This window comes from Runella aurantiaca (assembly GCF_003339505.1).
Lineage (GTDB): Bacteria > Bacteroidota > Bacteroidia > Cytophagales > Spirosomataceae > Runella > Runella aurantiaca.
Map to the genome: position 1 here is coordinate 14,004 of NZ_QPIW01000006.1, position 20,722 is coordinate 34,725.

Genomic DNA, 20,722 nt, shown 5'->3' on the forward strand with positions numbered 1-20,722 from the left:
TTTGATTTTAGAGTGATGAAATTAGAAAAGGATGGCCCATTTTGTAAACGATAGGGTAAAACATACTGACAGACTAGCTTTTGTTACAATAGAAAATTTCATACTAATTACATTTAAAAGCATACACTTTTATGTATCCTAAACACCAGTCTATCCCTAAATTGTTGGCAGTGGGAGCCTTATTCGTACTGGGAGCTTCCTTTACGATTTTAAATAAAACCGAGCCGGCCGTCAATGGCCGGGACAACCCCAAAACGGAGAAATTAAAACTTCAACCTGGTTTTAAAGCCGATCACCTTTACAGTCCTTCCGACAACAAACAGGGCTCATGGGTAGCCATGACCTTTGATGATAAAGGAAGAATGATTACATCTGACCAGTATGGTTCGTTGTATCGTTTGGAAATTCCTGCCATCGGCACCGCAGGCGCACCCAAAGTAGAGCCACTTAAGATTGGCAAAGGAGCAAACATAGATACGGTAGGTATGGGCTACGCTAATGGCTTGCTTTATGCCTTCAATAGTCTCTATGTGATGATTAACAATGGCAAAAACAACAAGACGTTTCCTCGTAAAAGCGGCCTGTACCGTTTGCAAGATACCGACAACGACGATCAATATGATAAAATTACCTTATTGAAAGAGTTGGTAGGAGAAGGTGAGCACGGCCCGCACAGCATTATTTTATCACCAGATAAGAAATCTCTTTTCGTTATTGCGGGTAACCACACCGACGTACCTAAAATGGATGCTTACCGTTTGCCTTCCAACTGGCAGGAGGATAACTTATTTCCACTCATCAAAGACCCACGCGGCCACGCCAATGACCGGATGGCGCCTGGAGGATGGATTGCCAACCTCGACCCTGAAGGAAAACGTTGGGAGTTGATCAGTGCGGGTTACCGTAATGCTTTCGACATGGCGTTCAATGAAGTAGGTGATTTGTTTGTGTATGATGCAGATATGGAGTGGGATTTTGGTTTGCCTTGGTACCGCCCTACGCGTATTTGCCACGCAACCAGCGCGAGTGAATACGGCTGGCGTACAGGTAATAGCAAGTGGTCGGCTACGTTTCCTGATAACCTTTCGCCAGTAATGAACATTGGACAGGGTTCACCAACCAACCTTATCCACTTGAAAGATGCTAAATTCCCCGCTAAATATAAAAAGACCCTTTTGGCGTTTGACTGGAGCTTCGGGATTGTTCACGCGATTCATTTGAAGCCTTCTGGATCTACTTACACCGCCGACCACGAAGAGTTTTTGTCGGGTATTCCATTACCTTTGACCGACGGTGCCATTGGTCCCGACGGTGCACTTTATTTCTTAACGGGCGGCCGCCGGTTGGAAGCTGATTTGTACCGAGTGTACTATACAGGTACTGAAAGTACGGCTCCTGTTGCAGCAGCTCCAATCAACAAAGAAAATGAACTGAGAAGAAGCTTAGAAAAGTTTCATGGCGAGCCCAATCCTCAGGCGGTAGCTACGGCATGGCCTTATTTGAAGCACCCCGACCGTTTTATTCGTTATGCAGCTCGCTTGGCGGTAGAACATCAGCCCGTATCGGAGTGGCAAGATAAGGCACTCAACGAGAAAGACCCCATTACGTCGATTCATGCCATGATTGCCCTTGCTCGTCAAGGCAAGCCTGAGCAAAAAAGTGCGATGATTAAGTCGCTATTAAATGTCAATTTTAAAGCACTTTCTGAGTCGCAGCAGTTGGATATTTTGCGGGCATTTGAGTTGATATTCCTTCGGATGGGTGCTCCTGATGCCGCCCAAAATGCGCAAATCGCCGCTTACCTAAATCCTTATTTCCCTGCCACAGGAGCAGATCTTAACCGTGCGCTCAGTAAGGCATTGATTTATTTGGAAGCGCCAGGAGTAATTCCTAAAACGCTGGCATTATTGGAGGCAAAAGAGCAACCTACTAACCTTACCGCTGGTGGTAATACCGCCACTGCTTCTGCGGAGTTGATTATGCGTAACCCGCAATACGGCTTGGATATTGCCGATATGTTGAAAAACATGCCACCTGCCCAACAGACCTACTACGCCACCATGCTGAGCTTAGCGAGCAAGAACTGGACGCCAGAGTTGCATGAGCGTTATTTCAAATGGTTCTATAAAGCGTTTAGTTATAAAGGGGGTCGCAGCTACGTTGGTTTCATTGACCGGGCCCGCAAGTTGGCCTTGAAGCACGTTCCTGAAAACAAGGTTGCTTACTACGACAAACTTTCGGGTGGCGAGTTGTTGAGCAAAAACGGAAATGATTTGGTCAAACTAATTTATCCTAAAGGTCCGGGCAGAAACTGGAAACTGGACAATGCACTTCCGTTGGTGGAAGCGGGGTTGTCGGGCCGGAATTTTGAACAAGGAAAAAACATGTACAACGCCATTACCTGCAACCGTTGCCATAGTATGCGCGGCGAAGGTGGAAGTATCGGTCCTGATTTGACGCAGTTAGCCACTCGTTTCTCCGCAAAAGATATGTTGGAGGCCATTATTGAGCCTAATAAAACCATCTCGGATCAATATGCTGCGACGCACTTTACGCTCAAAAACGGACAGACAGTTGTTGGAAGATTGACCAACGAAGATGCCAATAACTTTTATGTTTCTCAGAATCCGTACGAACCTGAGACTGTCATGAAGTTGGCGAAAAAGAACGTAGCATCGCACAAGTATTCACCGGTGTCTATCATGTATGGTAACTTAATCAATAGCCTCAGCGAAGAAGAACTGAAGGATTTGATGGCTTATTTGATGGCTGGAGGAAACGAAAAGAACGCGATGTTTACGGCAAAACAATAATGAAAAACTAGGCGAAAAATAAATAAAAACAGTTTGATGAGAAAAGATGGCACACCGATGTGCCATCTTTTTTTTGTGGCAGTCTTGGGAATATAAATAAGCTTTAAGCCATATTTTCCTTCTGTCAATTATAGTGCCAAAATCTGGCAAGGTTATTTTTGCGTTCGGTACATTGGCTGAGGATATTAAAATAACTGAATTAGTCATTTATTTTGTGATGGATAACAGAGTGGCAAAATTCTGGTAAAACGTGCTTTTTTTGATGTTATGCCAAAAATATACTCATTGGTATAAAAATTCTTCCATTTCTCCCCCCTTCTATGTAGTGTGTCTTTTATAAAATGGCATAAGAATTGCCATACTCTAACCAATTCAGGTTTTCGAACATATCTAATTGATACCCTACTATGAGCTTAATTATTAACAAGTATCTGCAGTATTTGAAGTTTTTTTCCCAATAAAACTTCAAATAGTTATCCTTCCTCTTTTTTTATAATAACAGCTTTCTAAGCCCCAAGTGAGAGGCATCGTGGTCTAAAGTATAAAAACTAATTGAAAGAAATTTTTCTGTTTTGACTGCCAGTAAAGGTGAGGCAATCCATTCGACGCTGTTACATTTTGGCTTTTTAACGTCATAGATAACTAGACAACTACAGATTTTGAAATAAACTATTTATTGTTGCTTGTATGAAAAACATATCCCTAATCGTTCACTCTAAGGTGATACTCCTCTACAGTGTTGTATTGCTTATTATGCTTTCGCAACATAGAGTATTGGCTCAAACCTGCAGTATCTCTGTGAAAACGAGCGTTTCAGGTTGCTATCAGAGCAATGGATCCAAGGCTACAGTAAGTGTGGAGGTAGCTTGGAGTAATGCACCTTCTGGCGACAATATTGTTGTAACCTACGGCGCACAATCCCGTACTATAATTCCCGGACCTTATACTACATCTGGGGGTAATGGTACGATAGTTTCTCCACAAGTGGTAGCTTTTGAAGTAGATGCCAATGGCGCTACGGGGCAGACCATAACGGCTAATTTTGTTACGAATACTGGCTGTTCCGCCACGAGTACAGCTTTCAGCCTACCCTCTGCGTGTTTACCATTAACCTGTACAGGTAACGAGTTGGGAGGTACCGTATTTTACGACTACAATGCCGATGGTCAGAAAGATGCTGGAGAATCGTTAGGTTTGCCCAACGTGGTAGTAAAGGCGTTCGACTGTGACGGTAATTTGGTAGGGACCACCACAACGGATGCTTATGGAAAGTACGTATTTACAGCAATATCAGCCGCAAACTACCCCTTGAGGGTAGAATTCAGCAGTTTACCTGCTCTTTATGGCCAAGGAACTATGAATGGTGCCGACGGCCGTACAACGACTCAATTTATAAATGCCCCAGACTGCAACGTTGATTTGGGTGTTTTGAACCCTGTAGATTACTGTGAAAGTAATCCAATGTTATCTATTCCATGCTATGTTTACGGCGACCCGTTGCCTGCTGGCTCGGTATCAGGTACTAGAGATGCCGTAGTGGGGTTTGATTATAATTTGTCAGGGTTAACAAATATGGCTGCCATGACTCACATTGCCACGGCTTCACAAGTTGGAACTGTGTGGGGAGAAGCCTACAATAAATCAACTCAAAAGTTATTCATGTCTGCTACGCTCAAGCGCCATTCAGGTCTTGGGCCTTTGGGTTTGGGGGGGATTTATGTTACTGATTGGGCAGACCCTATCAATCCCATAACTACTTCTTGGCTAAGTGTCACCTCCTTAACGGTTAGTGGCGTGCCTATTAATGTAGGCAGTGTGCCAGTAAATGGAGCGGGGGGACGCGGTTTGTCAACCGACCCTACGCAACCTAGCCGAGATTCAATTGCCTTTACACAAGCCGCAAAAATTGGTATTGGAGGTATTGCGTTGTCAGATGATGGTAATACCCTATTTTTTACCAACCTATTCGATGCCAAACTGTATAAGGTAGATATGACTACTTATAATACGAGTGGTACAAATCCTACTACGGCTACTTCGATTGATGTGTTTGGTTCGACAAGTTGCCCTGGTGGTACAATACGCCCATGGGCAACCAAATTTTACAAGGGGGATGTCTATGTAGGGGCTGTTTGCGATGCACAAACTTCAGGAAATAAATCAGATTTACGGGCTTTTGTCTATAAAGTAAATCCTACTACTGGTACGTCAACCGTCGTTTTTGATTTTCCTTTAACTTATCCAAAAGGGTACGCAAACACCAATGCATTAAATGCAACCGGCTGGTATCCTTGGTCAGACCTTTGGTCAGACCGATTCATTACCGCTGCCAATGAAGTTGTCTATCCGCAACCCATATTTGAAGATATAGAATTTGACATTGATGGAACCATGATTCTGGCTTTCGGCGACCGTAACGGTGTACAGACGGGGTATCGGAACTATATGCCGACAGGTACTTCAACCGCTCTTTATTCAGGACACGTAGGTGGTGATATCCTCCGGGCTTTCTATAACCAAAGCGGGGCCTATGTATTGGAAAATAACGCCAAAGCTGGCCCTAATATCGGTTATGGTCCAGACAACAATCAAGGCCCAGGCTTTGGTGAGTATTACAATGATAACTTTCAGGATGATAGTGACGGTACGGTTTTCCACGCGGAGATTGCCATGGGTGGACTTGCCGTTCGTCCGGGTAGTGGCGAAGTAATCGCCGTAACCGTAGACCCGTTGGATGTACCTCTCGTTATTACTAGTTATTTGCCTTATCTACAGGCAGGTGGCGTGCGTCATTACAATAATCAAACGGGTCAAGTTAATTCTGCTTATATTGTTTATTCCAGTAATCTGATGTCAGGCTTGTTTGGCAAGTCAACGGGTTTGGGGGATATCGTTTTGCGCTGCTCTTTACCTGAGTTCATCGAAATCGGTAATCGAGTTTGGGTTGATACAAATAAAAATGGCGTGCAGGACCCTTGTGAAAAAGCATTGCCAGGTGTCACTGTTTCTCTTTACAAAGGTGCAACGCTCATTGCGACAACCACAACCAACGCTAATGGAGAATACTACTTCAGCTCAAAATCTAAACTTACAACAGGTACTTGGTCTGGTACTGGAGCCGATACCACATTGTTGCCCACTACCCAATATTCACTGGTTTTCGGACAAAGCGGAAGTCAGTATTCGGCTGGGACATTGACCGTGTCGGGCAATGGAAAATTTGCAATTACGACGAAAGATGCTACCGTTAACAATGGGAATGACCAAAATGACAGTGATATCGCCGAGATAAATGGTTTTCCTACTATATCTGTTACGACCGGCGATTTGGCGAGCGTCAACCATACCTTTGATGCGGGCTTCTACTGTATATTTCCTACTTCAAATAATATACAAGTATCTCTTCCAAGTTGCCCACCTACATTAGGTACTAATACAACTGACGGGAAAATTCAAATCACTGCTGCGGTTGAATCCGCTGACCGATTCCGGATTCGTTCGGGTACTAATTGGACAGGAGCAGCTGATACGTCATATGCAACTGCATTATTGATCGGCAATACCTTTCCTAAAGATATACAGACTGGAATCAGCAGTGCAGGAGGAAGTTATATCATTAGATTATACAACGGTGAATGTTGCTATCGTGATACGGTCATCACCATTCAGGCACGTACAAAACCAAATGCAGGAACAAACCAAAGTATCTGTGCACCAGCCACAACGGCTACGTTGACGGCCATAACTTTGGGCGGCATGTGGTCGACACAATCTGGGAACCCAGCGGTGGCGACGATAACGAATGCAGGAGCAGTGAGTGGCATGACCGCCAACGGAACGTATAATTTTATCTATACGCTCAACGGTTGTACGGATACCGTCTCGGTGGTTCGCAACCCTCAGCCAATTCAAGTCAATTTATCCCCTGCCACCATTTGTGAAAACCAAAGTCTGACTTATACGGATGCCTCAGGGACCAACGGTACTTGGAGCGGTCCAGGAGTGAGCGATACAGGCACTGGGGCCACAGTGAGCGCAGCCGCTGCTCTGACGCAACTTGGTCAATCGGCCCCAGTGAATTTCTATATTTATTACACACAAATTCTTGGAGAATGTAGTCGAATTGACAGCGGTCTGGTAAGTATTAACCCTCGCCCTTTAGTGACTATTACTGGTCCAACACTGATATGCGGGAATCAATTGCCAGTGAGTTTCACGGGATCACCTGCGGGCGGCACTTTCACTTTGCCACAGGGTTTACCAGCGGGAGCGGTGACCATCAACAGCAATGTTGCCACCTTGAACCCTGGTTTTAATATTACGAGTTTGACATTCAGTTATTCCTACACCGACGCTACCACGGATTGCAGTAATACCGATAGTCACACCATTACGGTAACGCCCGCTCCCAATGCTGGCAGAGACACCACTTTGGCTTGCGTGGATGCCTTGACCAATACTTTAGCGACGAGCACGACGCTTAGTCCAGTAACACCCGGCGGTACGTGGTCACAGATTGGCACTACACCGACTACAGCCACTGTTACAGGTAACAACGTAACAGGGATGACCATGGCAGGGACATATCAATTTATTTACACGCTGAACGATTGTTCGGATACGGTATCGGTGACGGTAGTTCCCTGCCAAGGATGTGTTCAACCCAATGCTGGTCCTGACCAAAGTATCTGTTCACCCACAACGACGGCGACGTTGACGGCGATTACCTTGGGCGGCACATGGACTGCTCAATTGGGCAACCCAGCTTCGGCGACGATTACGAACTTGGGTGCGGTATCGGGCATGACGGTTGATGGTACTTATCGGTTCATTTATTCTGTGACAAGTGGAGGCCAAACCTGTACTGACACGGTCTCCGTGATTCGTAATCCTAAACCCGAAGCGGGCCCAGATCAAAGTATCTGTTCACCGACAACAACGGCGACGTTAACGGCGATTACCTTGGGCGGCACGTGGAGTGCACAATCGGGTAATCCTGTTGCGGCAACAATCACGAATGCAGGTACAGTCACTGGCATGACAGCCAACGGCACGTACAATTTTATTTATATGATTAATGGGTGTACGGATACCGTCTCGGTGGTACGGACAGCCAAGCCCGATGCGGGAGCGGATCAAACTTTAACGTGTCCCCCCTCGGGTATTTCACCGACTACTGCTAACGTGACTGGGGCACCTTCAGGGGGAGTATGGTCCACTTTGGCCAGTAATCCTGCCGCTGCGACGGTCACAAATGCAGGGGCAGTAAGTGGAATGACAGTAGCAGGTACCTATCAATTTATTTATACGTTGAATGATTGCTCAGACACGGTTCAGATTCAGGTCCCTACTTGTATTGCCCCCGTGTTCGACTTAGCTTTGCGCAAGACGTTGGCCGTTGGCCAGAGCGCGAGCGTAGTTGCGGGCAGCACGGTGACGTTCACGATCACGGTGTTCAACCAAGGCAACGTGGATGCGACCAATATACAAGTAACGGATTACATACCTGCGGGATTGACCTTGAACGATGCCAACTGGAGCGTGGTGGGAAGCACCGCGACTTTGAACACGGTGATTGCGAGTTTGGCGGCGGGCGCAAGCACGACGCGAGACATCACCTTCGTTGTCAGCACAGGCGTCACGGGCTCAATCACGAACTTAGCTGAAATCAGCTCGGCGACGGGCGGTGTGGATGTGGATTCAAGTCCCGATAGTAACCCCGCCAACGACGGCACACCAAAGAATGACGTCATCAACGAAAGTGGCTTGACGGGCGGTGACGAAGACGACCACGACCCTGAGGTCATCACGGTCACGCCTGCCCCCGTGTTCGACTTAGCTTTGCGCAAGACGTTGGCCGTTGGCCAGAGCGCGAATGTAGTGGCGGGCAGCACGGTGACGTTCACGATCACGGTGTTCAACCAAGGCAACGTAGATGCGACCAATATACAAGTAACGGATTATATTCCTGCGGGATTGACCTTGAACGATGCCAACTGGAGCGTGGTGGGAAGCACCGCGACTTTGAACACGGTGATTGCGAGTTTGGCGGCGGGCGCAAGCACGACGCGAGACATCACCTTCACGGTAGGCACAGGCGTCACGGGCTCGCTTAGTAACTTAGCTGAAATCAGCTCGGCAACGGGCGGTGTGGATGTGGATTCAAGTCCCGATAGTAACCCCGCCAACGACGGCACGCCAAAGAATGACGTCATCAACGAAAATGGCTTGACGGGCGGTGACGAGGACGACCACGACCCTGAGGTCATCACGGTTACCTCTGCGCAAGTAGACTTGTCATTGAAAAAGATGATTAGCACCAAGATTGCAGAACTGGGAGACACGCTTACTTACACGATTAAAGTCTTCAACCAGTCAGGTACTTTGGCCACGGGGGTAGAAGTTAGTGATTCTCTGGCCACATCGGTACAATTTATCACGGGCAGTTTTACGACGACTCGTGGCACGGCCACGCTTAGCAATAATGTGATTGTCTGGACTATCGGCAGCATAGGGGCCAATGGAGATACGGTCACGCTGACGTATAAAGTGAAAGCGATTTCGGAAGGTATTCATTTCAATACGGCCGAGATCAGCAAGACCAACGAGCCTGATGTGGATAGTACGCCAGGCAATGGCAATAATAGCGAAGATGATAACGACCAAGAGTGCTTTACGGTACCGTTTAAGTTGTGCCCAATAGAAAAGGTACAGGCCAGCGTTCCCGCTTACCTGACCAATGTACAATGGTACAAAGATGGAGGCAGTACGCCGATTGTATCGGGTAATACCGTTCTGTTAAGCGAGGTGGGAATTTATACCTTCACGGCATCCAATCAGCAATGTCCTGCAGAAGGTTGTTGTCCGATTATCATTGAGCCTGGTGATAATTGCTGCCCGATCCAGATTTGTATCCCTTTTACGATCAATAAAAAGAAAAAGTAGAGGTTAGCCAAAAACTAAGAAGAGAGCCCTTACTTTTTGTTGGGGGCTCTCTTCTTATGTTTGAAGCGGTTAAATTTTGATTTTTCTTACCATAAAGAACCCAATGAATGGCACCGTAACGGCAGACAACAGAGTGCACAAAATAGAAGTTTAGCGAATTTCGCGGAATATCTTTGAGAAATTTATTTTAAAACAGACCCCTCCCACAATCGCTGCGTTAGCCTACCTCATGTTCGACTGCTCCACAACTATCTATCTTCTCTTGGAGTTACCCCTTTTCGAATAGGCTTTGGATTGATAGCAAAATGCTTAATTTAGCCCGTAGCCCTCCTCAGTGTTCCCCAAAAGATAAGAATAACGATTCATTTATTGCGGGGCTTATAAACTCACTTAGCATCTTGCTTGAATTTCAAAGTTGAATAATCAGCCGAAATTGTCAAACGGTTAGGGATAGTTTTGTTGTTGATAAGGGAAAAATAAAATTTACCCCTATATGTAGCGAAACTTTGTTGACAATGGCAAGTCAATAGTATATAATAAGTACAAAAATTAGACAATTTAGCATATATTACTATTTTAATATCCCGAATTCTTGGTTTATAGATACAAGTCAAAGGGCAAGAAATTCATTGACTTGTATCTATTAATGAATCAATAGGTATATAATTTACTTTGAACTATATTTATATTATAGTTCGAACATTTTTAAAATCAAAAAATTAAGTTACGCATGAAATTAGAATATCTTTTCATTTGAGTAAATCATATCTACTTTATGATAAATGTTGGAATTTTCGACGAAAACACCGTCTTCTTAGACACTTTCTATGACTACATTAGTACTTTACCAAACGTAACATGCGTGATAAGAGCCCAGGATTCAGAGCGTTTTTTTAGGTATTTTAAATATGAATCGCAACTTACTGTTGATATTCTATTTCTGGACGCTGGTCTAAATACAGATCAGGGTATAGAAATAATCCAAAGAATCCGTAGGAGACTTCCTTTAACAGAGATCATAATTTATACCGTCAATGAAGATGCTGATGTCTTGTTTAAGGCATTATGTATGGGAGCTACAGGGTACATTTTGAAAGAGACACCTCTGTCGGAATTAAGTGTTTTTATTCAAATAATAAAAGAAGGTGGAGCAGTTGTTGCTCCTCGTATGGCAAAAAAACTTGTTGAGTATTTTGCTCCTCCAAAATCTCATTCCGAATCATTATTCAACCCGCGTGAATTGCAGATTCTAAAATTATTAGCTGATGGCTTAACGTATAAACAAGTAGCAAAAAAAGTTAATTTAAGTGTAGACACTATACGCTTTTATGTAAAACGTATCTATAAAATACTTAATATAAAAAGTAAGAATGAATTGATGAAATTAGCTTATAACAAGCAGCTAATGATTTAATTATCCTCGTTATGCGCCCTTTTGAAAATTTTGTTACTGCGGTTTTCCTTTAAATTAATAACTAACTAATAATCAATATTTTACTCCATAATTAATGCGCAAACTTGGCATATCTCGGGTTTTTAATATTTGGCATCTGCTAAAAAAACAAAAATACAGATACAATATACACTTTTTGACCTGAACTCTCCCATTTCCCCTAAATTGTACTTATTTAAGAATAAGGCAACATTAGGTGCTCTCTATTAGACCATAATTGGTCTTCATTAACTCAGCTTCTTCCTGAAAAAAGACGATGGCAGGAGTCTCCTGTTGACTTCCGCCTCAAGGTTATTTTGGGCTGATGTTTTTAAAACATTATCTGAAACTTAGCGGTGAGAAATTATTGAAAAGGTTCAATACCTATTGGGTGATTCAAATATTTTATGGCACACTACTTTCTGATTAAGCCCGCTGTAAGTGTTATAAAATTGTTAAAGATATTTATCGAAATCATTTAAATCCTACTTAGTCAAGTTTGGTTAATAGGTGGTTGTGGTGTTATCAATATAAATCCTTGAAAAATTATATCTACTATTGAAGAAAAGCGGATTTAATTGCCCGGTTCTGTCATCTCTTCTTCTCCTTCACTTCCTGCAATACCACCTGCAATTCTTTCAATTTTTCAGGGTTAATTTCCGCCAGATTATTTTTCTCACCAATGTCTTTGGCCAGATTATACAATTGCGGTTGGGGGCTATTTCCTAATTCTGTATTGGTCTGAACACTCATTTTTTGACCTTTACTCGGCTCAATGTATTTCCAGTCTCCTTTGATAATGGAAAAAGCACCCGCGTGTTCTATCAAATAATCACGCCCCTTTTTATCTCTACCCAAAAATGCCGACAAGTAATCTTTGGTATCGGGCGCCGTAGAAGCCTCAAATTTTTGCCCCGTCAATGCCGCAAAAGAAGCCAACAAATCAACTTGGCTCACCAACGCATTTGAAACTCCCGCTTTCACCTGCCCCGGCCAACGCACAATGAACGGCACGCGCGTACCCGCATCAAAAGCGCTGTATTTGCCCCCTCGCAATGCCCCGGCGGGCGTATGACCGTTGAGCAACTCTACGGCTTGGTCGTGGTAACCATCATCTACCACGGGACCATTATCGCTAGAAAAAATGACGAGGGTGTTATTGCTCAACTTCAGTTTGTCTAATGTTTTCATCACTTCGCCCACCGTCCAGTCCAATTGCAAAATAACATCGCCGCGCGGCCCCATGCCGCTTTTGCCAGTAAAACGCTCATGCGGTACGCGGGGCACGTGAATATCTTGGGTAGAGAAATACAAAAAGAAGGGCTCGGCTTGGTGTTTTTCGATGAATGAAACGGCCTTTTCGGTAAAAATATCGGCCATATCTTCATCTTTCCACCGCGCTGATTTCCCACCCGTCATGTAGCCAATGCGGCCGATGCCGTTGATAATCGTAAAATCATGCCCGTGCGAATGTTTCATTTTCAACAATTCAGGATTGGCGCGCCCCGTGGGTTCATTACCGATGGGTTCCTTAAAACTTACTTTAATGGGGTCGGCAGGGTCAAGATTTACCACCCGACGGTTTTCAACGTAGACACACGGCACGCGGTCGCCGGTAGCGGCCATGATAAACGACTCATCAAAACCAATATCCAACGGGCTCGGTTTGATTTCTCCGTTCCAATCGGGCCCGCCCTGCGGTCCCAGGCCCAAATGCCACTTACCTACCACGCCCGTTTTGTAGCCTGCTTTTTGGAAAACCAGCGGCAACGTACTGCGTCCGGGCAGAATCAGCGCGGCGGCGTCGCCCGTGGCTACGCCCGTGCCCGGCTTGCGCCAAGCGTATTCGCCCGTCAGCATTGAGTACCGTGATGGCGTGCAAGTAGCTGAAGTCGTATGGGCATTGGTGAAACGTGTGCCTGCTTTGGCGAGTTTATCAATGTTGGGCGTAGCTACTTTTTTGGCTCCGTAACAACTTACATCACCGTACCCCAAATCGTCGGCGTAAATAATGATGACATTGGGTCGTACCGCTTGGCTGAATGCCATTTGGGTAAAAAGAACAAGCACGCCGAAAGCGTAAACGAGTTTGTTTAATTTAATCATGGTTTAGCAATGGGGATTAGCAGGCTAAAAACGGTATATCTTACTTCAAAGCTTTTAAAAGACAGTTCATCCTAAAATTCTCCTTGGTGGGCCTTAATTTAAACCGCTCTTCTAGTCCTACCGTACCTGCAAATAATTTCTTCTCTACCTTTACACTATGTTTACGGGGGTTTTTATAACTTTCCGCAACATACACTCCAATTCTTAACTTTTCAAACATACACAACTGTGGCAGAAGAACCTCAAAAAAGTAAAATGGGTGGATGGCTACGCGATTTAGCGGGCATTTTTGTGGTCATTGACGAAACAAAAACGGAGGAAAAACCAGCGTCAACGCCCGCGCCTGCTCAACCGGCCACGTCGACAAGCAAAACAACCGCCCCCGCGCCGAGCACAAGCACCTTGGCTTCCACCCCACCTGCTTCGAGCGATTTTGTGGATGATTTACGGAATCGCTTTCGGAAAATATTGGAAGAAAAGAATCAGCCGGGTTTTGATTTCTACGAATTTTCGTTGATGTTGCTCCGTACCAGCACAAACCCTTCGGTTGAGCATTTTAAAACTGCATACGAAGGCGCTAAATTGTTGAATCCCAACTGCAACCAACAGTTTTTGTTGGAATCGGCCAACTTTTATAAAAGCGAACTCCAAAAGGCTTTTGAAGCTACGGTCAGTGCGGGCGAACAAAAAAAATCAGCCCTCAACGCTGAAAAAAGCAACGAGCAAAAACAACTCAACAACGAAGTAGCCAATATTGAACAGCAACTTGGGAAGTTGAAGCAACAAATCGCCGAATTGGAAAAAGCCCAATCCGAGAAATTGACCGCGTTGAACGGCATTGAAGGAAAGTTCAATGATAAATTTGTCGAAATTGAACAAAAAATTCAGGCAACCGTAACCGCCAAAGAGGGCGTAGCCACTGAAATTTCACTCATCGAAAACGGCATCAAACAATATATCTCTTAATCATTCACCACTTATTTTTACCTAAAACAAAACCAATCAAACACTATGAATCTTACAGGAGCAGGAAAAATAGCCTTGATTCTGCTAATCGCAGGAGCGCTGGGGGCAGGATACTATTTCTTTGGGCCCGACCCCAATAAAGCAACCAATGAAACCTCCATCAACTCCACAACTCCCGAAGGAGGCCCCGCAAGTGCCGCCAATGAAAATGTGGCCTCTGACGACAACACCGCAAGCAGCGAATCATCAACGGCTGCTTCGGAAACCTCCGCTTTTTCGTACACTGCCCCCGAACCCGTTGACGGTAAACTGAAAGGAGTCGTCGAATTGGGGGCCAGCGGTTTCAATTCGTTTGTGGTCAATATCGACAAAGACAAAAATTGGAAACTCGAAAAAGCGGAATTTGGCAACAGCATGGTCATCGAAAATATGGCCTCTGACTACGACATCCGGGTGGGTCTAAAGAAATATATCGGCAACATGATTGACCACGGCGTGAGCGGCAAAGACATTCACTTTGTGGTAAGCTCGGGAGCCGTAAAAGCGGATGTAACCCAAAAAATCATCAAAGTATTGAAAGATATGGGATACATGGTCAACACCGTTACCGCCGAGCAAGAAGGAACTCTGGGGCTAAAATGCGCCTTGCCGCAGTCTTTTAGCGGTCGCGGTTTCTTCGCTGACATCGGCTCGGGCAATACCAAAATTGCTTGGACGACCGATTCTGGGATTAAAAGTTTAGAATCTTACGGAGCTAAATATTACGAAAAAGGCACCAGTGACGATGTCGTTTATGATGAAGTGGGCGCTAAAGCCAAACAAGTCCCTGCCTCCAAAAGAGAAATCTGTTTTATCATCGGGGGCGTTCCTTTCGACTTGGCCAAAGAAGTACGAAATGGCAAAGAAAGATATACCGTTTTGAAAGCAGCCGAAGCCTATAAACTCGACAAAGCCAAAGCCAAGGCAGGCGGCAACATTTATAAGGCCATCGCTGATGCTACGGGTTGTAAGCAATTCGTTTTTGACTGGGATGCCAACTTTACCATTGGATTCTTGTTGGGCTTGAAATAAAAGTATTTATCCATTCATCCCTCAAGGCGGCCACTCTCCCAGTGGCCGCCTTATTATTTTTTATTTGTTTAGATTTTTTTGTACTTTTTTAGCAATATTATAAAATTTTTAAAAACTAATTTAATCTATTGTTTATATATTCTATTTTTGATTCCGAACAATAAAATAGCCCCAAATAAGCCCGTACCAAGATGCACGCTGAACAACACCCAAAAATAAACGCTACGGCATGGGCACGGCTAAAAGCTGGTGACAGCTACGCGTTGGGGGAATTGTACGACGCTTATGTTCAGCTACTTTACAAATTTGGCAAACGCCACTGTCAGGATGAAGAGCTGCTCACGGACGCCATTCATGATGTTTTTGAAGATATTTGGAATTATCGCGCTACGTTGAGCGACGTAGAAACGTCTAATATTCAGTTTTATCTATTCAAATCGCTCAAAACTAAGCTCTTAAAATACTTAAACCGACAAGCGCGCCATACCGAACTCACCGACAATCAGGAATACCTTCATGAATACGTTGAATCGGCAGAACTGTTCATTGTATCGCAGGAAATAGACCGGCATCAGCAACACCAACTTGCTCAGCAAATTGCACTGCTTCCCAAACGCCAACAGGAAGCGCTGATATTGCGTTTTTACGACAATTTAAGTTACGACGAAATTGCCGAACTCATGGTATTAACGCGCCACTCGGTTTATAATTTAATCTACAAAGCCCTCTCTCAGCTTCGTGACAATTGGGTTTTTGACCTCATTTTTTTGATTTTCATTGTAGGGTTCAAAAATTTTTAAAAAAATCACAAAAATAAAGAGGTAATCCAGTGCCTTGCTTTCTCTATTGGTTATACATCACCCGGAAGCATGGCGGAATCACAGAAAAAATATGAGTTATTTGATGCCAATCAGTTGGCAACGGATGAGTTTTTCCAACAATGGGTGTTGAATCCTTCGAGAGAAGCGACTTTGTTTTGGGAACAGTTTTTAACGACAAATCCCGAAAAACAAACCTCCATCGAGGAAGCTCGTCGACTTATTGAAGTACTTCATTTCCAACTACCTGCCTTGGCAGAAACAAAGGTTGTTGCCCTAAAAAAGCGGCTTGAAAGCAGCATCGGCCAACCACTTTTTGTTTCGGAAACGCCAATACTTCCGCTTCGCCAGTCTTTCTTTGTCCGCACCCGCTGGATGGCGGCCGCGGCGGTAATTTTGATGCTCGGAACCATCTTTTTTTGGCAATACTTGAACCAACCCACCGAATATACAACCTCCTTTGGGCAAACGCGCCAAGTAACGCTTCCCGACGGCTCCGTTGTAAACCTGAATGCCAATTCTTCCATTTCTTTTGCTCAGAATTTCAGCGAGCAGCCAATCCGTGAAGTGTGGCTGAAAGGAGAGGCTTTCTTTTCGGTAAAACACACTGCCAATCATACCAAATTTCGGGTACACGCCGAGGGCTTGGACGTAGATGTACTCGGAACTGAATTTAATGTTTCGGACCGACGTAACACGACCAAAGTGGTGCTCCAATCGGGCAAAGTACAAATCAAGTCTGGCAAACAGTCTGCCATATTGCAGCCGGGAGAGATGGTGGAATTCAGCCACTCAACAAAGCAATTGGCCCAGCGTAAAGTACCCGTAGAACGCTACAGTTCTTGGAAAGAAAAAGTTTGGCTACTGGAAGGCGAGGCCATGAGCGACGTAGCCCAGCGTATCGAGGATAGCTTTGGTGTGGAAGTAGTTTTTGAAAATCCTTCTCTCGCCAATGAAAAAATTTCGGGAACCATTCCCACTGGAAGTCTGGAAGAAGTAAATGAAATCCTCTCGGATTTATTGAAAGCAAATTGTGTCCTCACAAATCATAAACTAATCATTAAATAAATCAAACCCCTCCTGTGTTATGTTCAGACAAGTTCTATTAACCTTTTTAATCGGTGGAATAACAGGGTTTTTTAGCATTGTAAATGCTCAAGTATTTGCGGCTAATTTCCCAACCCAACAAAGCCAGAGTAAAAGCGACCAAAAATCAACGCTGTTACTAAAAGATGCCCTACGTGACATTGAAACCCGTTTTGGGATTCACTTCGTTTACAAAACCGATGAAATCCCCAATCGTAGCATTCCCACCGAAACCATGTCTGGCAAGCTCGAAGAGGTGCTTGAAAGTACGCTGCGCCCCGCTGGGTTGACGTACAAAAAAGTGCGCAATACCTATATTATTCGTAGCTTGAAAGCGAAAGCTCCCTCTAGTAACCCCGTACCCAACGAAACAACGCCAGAACGGCTCAACATCACCGCCCCAGGAAACCCCGCAAACGAATCGGCAAGTTTGAATTTAATACTCAATCGCGTTGCCATTCCTACGGGCGGTCTTACGGCTCCTTTGGAAATTAAAATTGCTGGAAAAGTAGCCGACGAAAGCGGTTTGACCCTACCGGGCGTAAGCATTCTCCTCAAAGGCACCAACCGTGGAACCACAACCGACGGAAACGGAAGCTACCAAATCAGCGTTCCAGACAACAACGCCATTTTGGTATTCAGCTACGTGGGGTATTTGCCGCAAGAAATCGCCGTTGGCAATCGCACCACCATTGATGTCACCTTGGGCGCTGATACTAAGGCCTTGAGTGAAGTGGTTGTGGTAGGTTACGGAACCCAAAAAAGAACAAGCTTGACGGGGGCAGTTGCCGAAGTAAAAAGTGAGCAGCTTACCCGCCGCCCCGTATCCAATGCCAATCAGGCGTTGCAGGGAATTGCTCCCGGAGTAACGATTTTGGACCGTGGCGGCTCACCCGGGCCTAATTCTCGGGCTACGGTTCGGGTACGCGGTATCACCACGCTTAGTTCCAACGACCCTCTTTTTATCGTAGACGGCATAGAACAACCCTTCAACACCATCAATTTGGACGATGTTGAAAGTATTTCAGTCCTAAAGGATGCCTCATCTACCGCAATATACGGTTCACGAGCGGCCAATGGAGTCGTATTGGTCACCACAAAACGCGCCAAATCGGGCAAGGCTGTCGTAGATTACAGCGGCTACTACGCCGTTCAGCAGGCCATCAACAAACCCGAAATGATGGATTTGGAGCCGTATATGCGTTTACAAAATGTTGCTTACATCAATTCGGGAGCAGCCGCAAGATTTTCGGAAGCACAAATCAACGAATACGTAAACGCAACCGACCGCTTAAAATTCCCTCTACCCAATACGTGGTTTAATACCGTTTTGCGCTCAGCGCCGCAGATGAACCACAACCTATCGGTGAGTGGCGGAAACGATGTTTTTAGAGGGCGTGTTGGGGTACGTTATCAAAAGCAGGGAGGCATTGCCCCCAATTTTGACAGCGATATTCGGGAAATCCGCGCCAATACTGATTTTAAAATTTCAAGCCGCTTAAACGCGAGCATGGACATCAACTACCGCAACAACAACTGGCAAACGCCCGTCAGCGAATTCAACGTCTTTAATACCATGTTTCACGGTTCGCTGTGGGCCGTTCCCAAATACCCCAACGGCACCTACGGCCTCAGTGCCCAAGGCAATAACCCACTGATGTACGCCGAAATTGCGGGGCTTTCCAAAAACATTCAGGACTATCTATTTGGTAGCGCCAAGGCCGAATGGGAGATTATTCCTAACCTAAAATTCAGCACGCAGTACGCCGTTCGTTATACTTTTGAGCAAAACAAAAACTACACGAATGCCTACACAGTGACAGACTACTTCAATACTTCACTCGTAAGAAAAACCATTCCACGGAGCAGCTTAACCGAAATCAGAAGTAATATCCGCGAAACTACCCTCAACAATTTGTTGGGTTACAGCAATACTTTTGGCCAACATGACTTGAAAGCGCTCGTTGGATACTCCGAGATTCAGAACAAATACAACATCATCAACGCCTACCGCGAAGATTTTTATAACAACGATGTGCAATCCATCGGGGCAGGTTCAGACAACAATAAAAACAACGGCGGCAGCGACTCACAATGGGGCCTGCGCTCGTTTTTCGGACGCGCCAATTATGCCTTTGCCGACAAGTACCTGTTTGAAGCCAACGCCCGTTACGACGGATCATCGCGCTTCACTGGCGACAAAGTATACAGCTTTTTCCCTTCATTTTCAGCGGGTTGGCGAGTATCCGAAGAGAAGTTCTTCGATGCCTTCAAAAACATCATCAGCGAGTTGAAGCTACGCGGCTCGTGGGGAAAAACAGGAAACCAAGCCGTGGGTCTCTACAGCTATTTCCAAACCCTCAATTCTTCCACATACACCTTTGGCGGCAGTGTGGTTCAGGGCTATGTCCAGTCCAATCTGGCCAACCCCGGCCTTACTTGGGAAACCACCACGCAAACCGACATCGGCTTGGATGCACAACTTTGGAACAATCGCCTGAGTTTTACGTTTGATTATTACGACAAACTTACGGACGGAATTTTGCTCAACCTACCGATTCCAACAACCGTAGGATTGAACGCACCGCCGCAAAACGCGGGTAAAGTAGGCAACAAAGGCATTGAATTAGGACTTAATTTCCGCAATAAAACCAAAAGCGGCTTTGCGTATGATTTCGGGCTGAACTTTGCCCAAAACGAAAACAAGGTCATTGACCTCGCCAAAACTGGCCCTTACATTTCTGGCTCCGACATCGACCCCCGCTACATCATTAAAGAAGGATTGCCTTACAATGCCCATTGGGGTTATAAAACCGACGGTTTGTTTCAAACAACCGATGAAATCAAGGCCTACCCGACCATCGTCTCAAATGCCAAACCCGGCGATGTTAAATACGTAGATTTGAACAATGACGGAAAAATCAACAGCGACGATATGACCTTCATTGGACTCACCTTTCCGCGTTATACGTTTGGGCTAAATACCAATTTCAGCTACAAAAATTTCAACTTGTTTACCCAATGGCAGGGCGCTGCCGACGTTGATACCCGTTTGTCGGGAGCTTTGGCCGAAATGGGAAATTACGAAGGCTTTACCCATAAAATATACACCGATAACTACTGGACCCCCGAAAACCCCAGCGCCCGTTTTCCTCGTCCTGTAAAGTTGGATTTACGCAACGTATCCACCTCCGACCGAATGATTATTGACGGGTCGTATTTCCGCCTAAAAACCATTCAATTGTCGTACAGTCTGCCAAAAGGAATTCTGGAAAAAGTCAAAGCCAACCGCGCCACGATTTACGTGAGCGGCACCAACTTGCTGACATTCTCTAAGCTTAACGAATGGAATCTCGACCCCGAAGCCGAGTCAGGACGGGCAACGTATTATCCACAAACCTCGTTGACAACCATCGGCTTGAACGTCCAATTCTAAGCTTGTTTGGATTTGTCTTCCAAACATTCATCAAAAACTCAAACTGTCT

9 protein-coding genes are annotated in these 20,722 nt (G+C 45.2%); 8 read left to right on the forward strand and 1 reads right to left on the reverse strand.

The window, feature by feature from the left end; genetic code table 11:
* Positions 1–131: 131 nt before the first annotated feature.
* From DVG78_RS09440 to DVG78_RS09450, 3 genes are all read left to right on the forward strand, one after another.
* The gene (locus tag DVG78_RS09440) at positions 132–2,813 is read left to right on the forward strand and encodes a c-type cytochrome (protein ID WP_114460851.1); all 2,682 of its coding nucleotides are present in this window, start codon (positions 132–134) and stop codon (positions 2,811–2,813) included.
* Positions 2,814–3,611: 798 nt separating this feature from the next.
* Positions 3,612–9,758: an SdrD B-like domain-containing protein gene (locus tag DVG78_RS09445; protein ID WP_158549995.1), complete on the forward strand. Its 6,147-nt coding sequence runs from the start codon at positions 3,612–3,614 to the stop codon at positions 9,756–9,758.
* A 775-nt stretch (positions 9,759–10,533) separates the two neighbouring features.
* Positions 10,534–11,172 carry a response regulator transcription factor gene (locus DVG78_RS09450; RefSeq protein WP_114460853.1) on the forward strand — a complete coding sequence of 213 codons (639 nt, stop codon included), beginning with the start codon at positions 10,534–10,536 and terminating at the stop codon, positions 11,170–11,172.
* Positions 11,173–11,781: 609 nt separating this feature from the next.
* On the opposite strand, the gene DVG78_RS09455 is transcribed toward DVG78_RS09450, so the two are convergent.
* Positions 11,782–13,296: a sulfatase family protein gene (locus tag DVG78_RS09455; protein ID WP_114460854.1), complete on the reverse strand. Its 1,515-nt coding sequence runs from the start codon at positions 13,294–13,296 to the stop codon at positions 11,782–11,784.
* 228 nt (positions 13,297–13,524) lie between these two features.
* Here DVG78_RS09455 and DVG78_RS09465 point away from each other — a divergent pair, with 228 nt between their 5' ends.
* The 5 genes from DVG78_RS09465 (at position 13,525) to DVG78_RS09485 (ending at position 20,673) form a co-directional block, all read left to right on the forward strand.
* The gene (locus tag DVG78_RS09465; RefSeq protein WP_114460856.1) at positions 13,525–14,262 is read left to right on the forward strand and encodes a kinetochore Spc7 family protein; all 738 of its coding nucleotides are present in this window, start codon (positions 13,525–13,527) and stop codon (positions 14,260–14,262) included.
* Positions 14,263–14,307: 45 nt separating this feature from the next.
* The gene (locus DVG78_RS09470) at positions 14,308–15,333 is read left to right on the forward strand and encodes a hypothetical protein (RefSeq protein ID WP_114460857.1); all 1,026 of its coding nucleotides are present in this window, start codon (positions 14,308–14,310) and stop codon (positions 15,331–15,333) included.
* 191 nt (positions 15,334–15,524) lie between these two features.
* Positions 15,525–16,133 carry an RNA polymerase sigma factor gene (locus DVG78_RS09475; RefSeq protein WP_114460858.1) on the forward strand — a complete coding sequence of 203 codons (609 nt, stop codon included), beginning with the start codon at positions 15,525–15,527 and terminating at the stop codon, positions 16,131–16,133.
* 69 nt (positions 16,134–16,202) lie between these two features.
* Positions 16,203–17,219: a FecR domain-containing protein gene (locus tag DVG78_RS09480; protein ID WP_114460859.1), complete on the forward strand. Its 1,017-nt coding sequence runs from the start codon at positions 16,203–16,205 to the stop codon at positions 17,217–17,219.
* A gap of 19 nt (positions 17,220–17,238) precedes the next feature.
* Entirely contained in the window at positions 17,239–20,673 is a 3,435-nt protein-coding gene (locus tag DVG78_RS09485; protein WP_229598178.1) for a SusC/RagA family TonB-linked outer membrane protein, read from the forward strand.
* Positions 20,674–20,722: the final 49 nt, after the last annotated feature.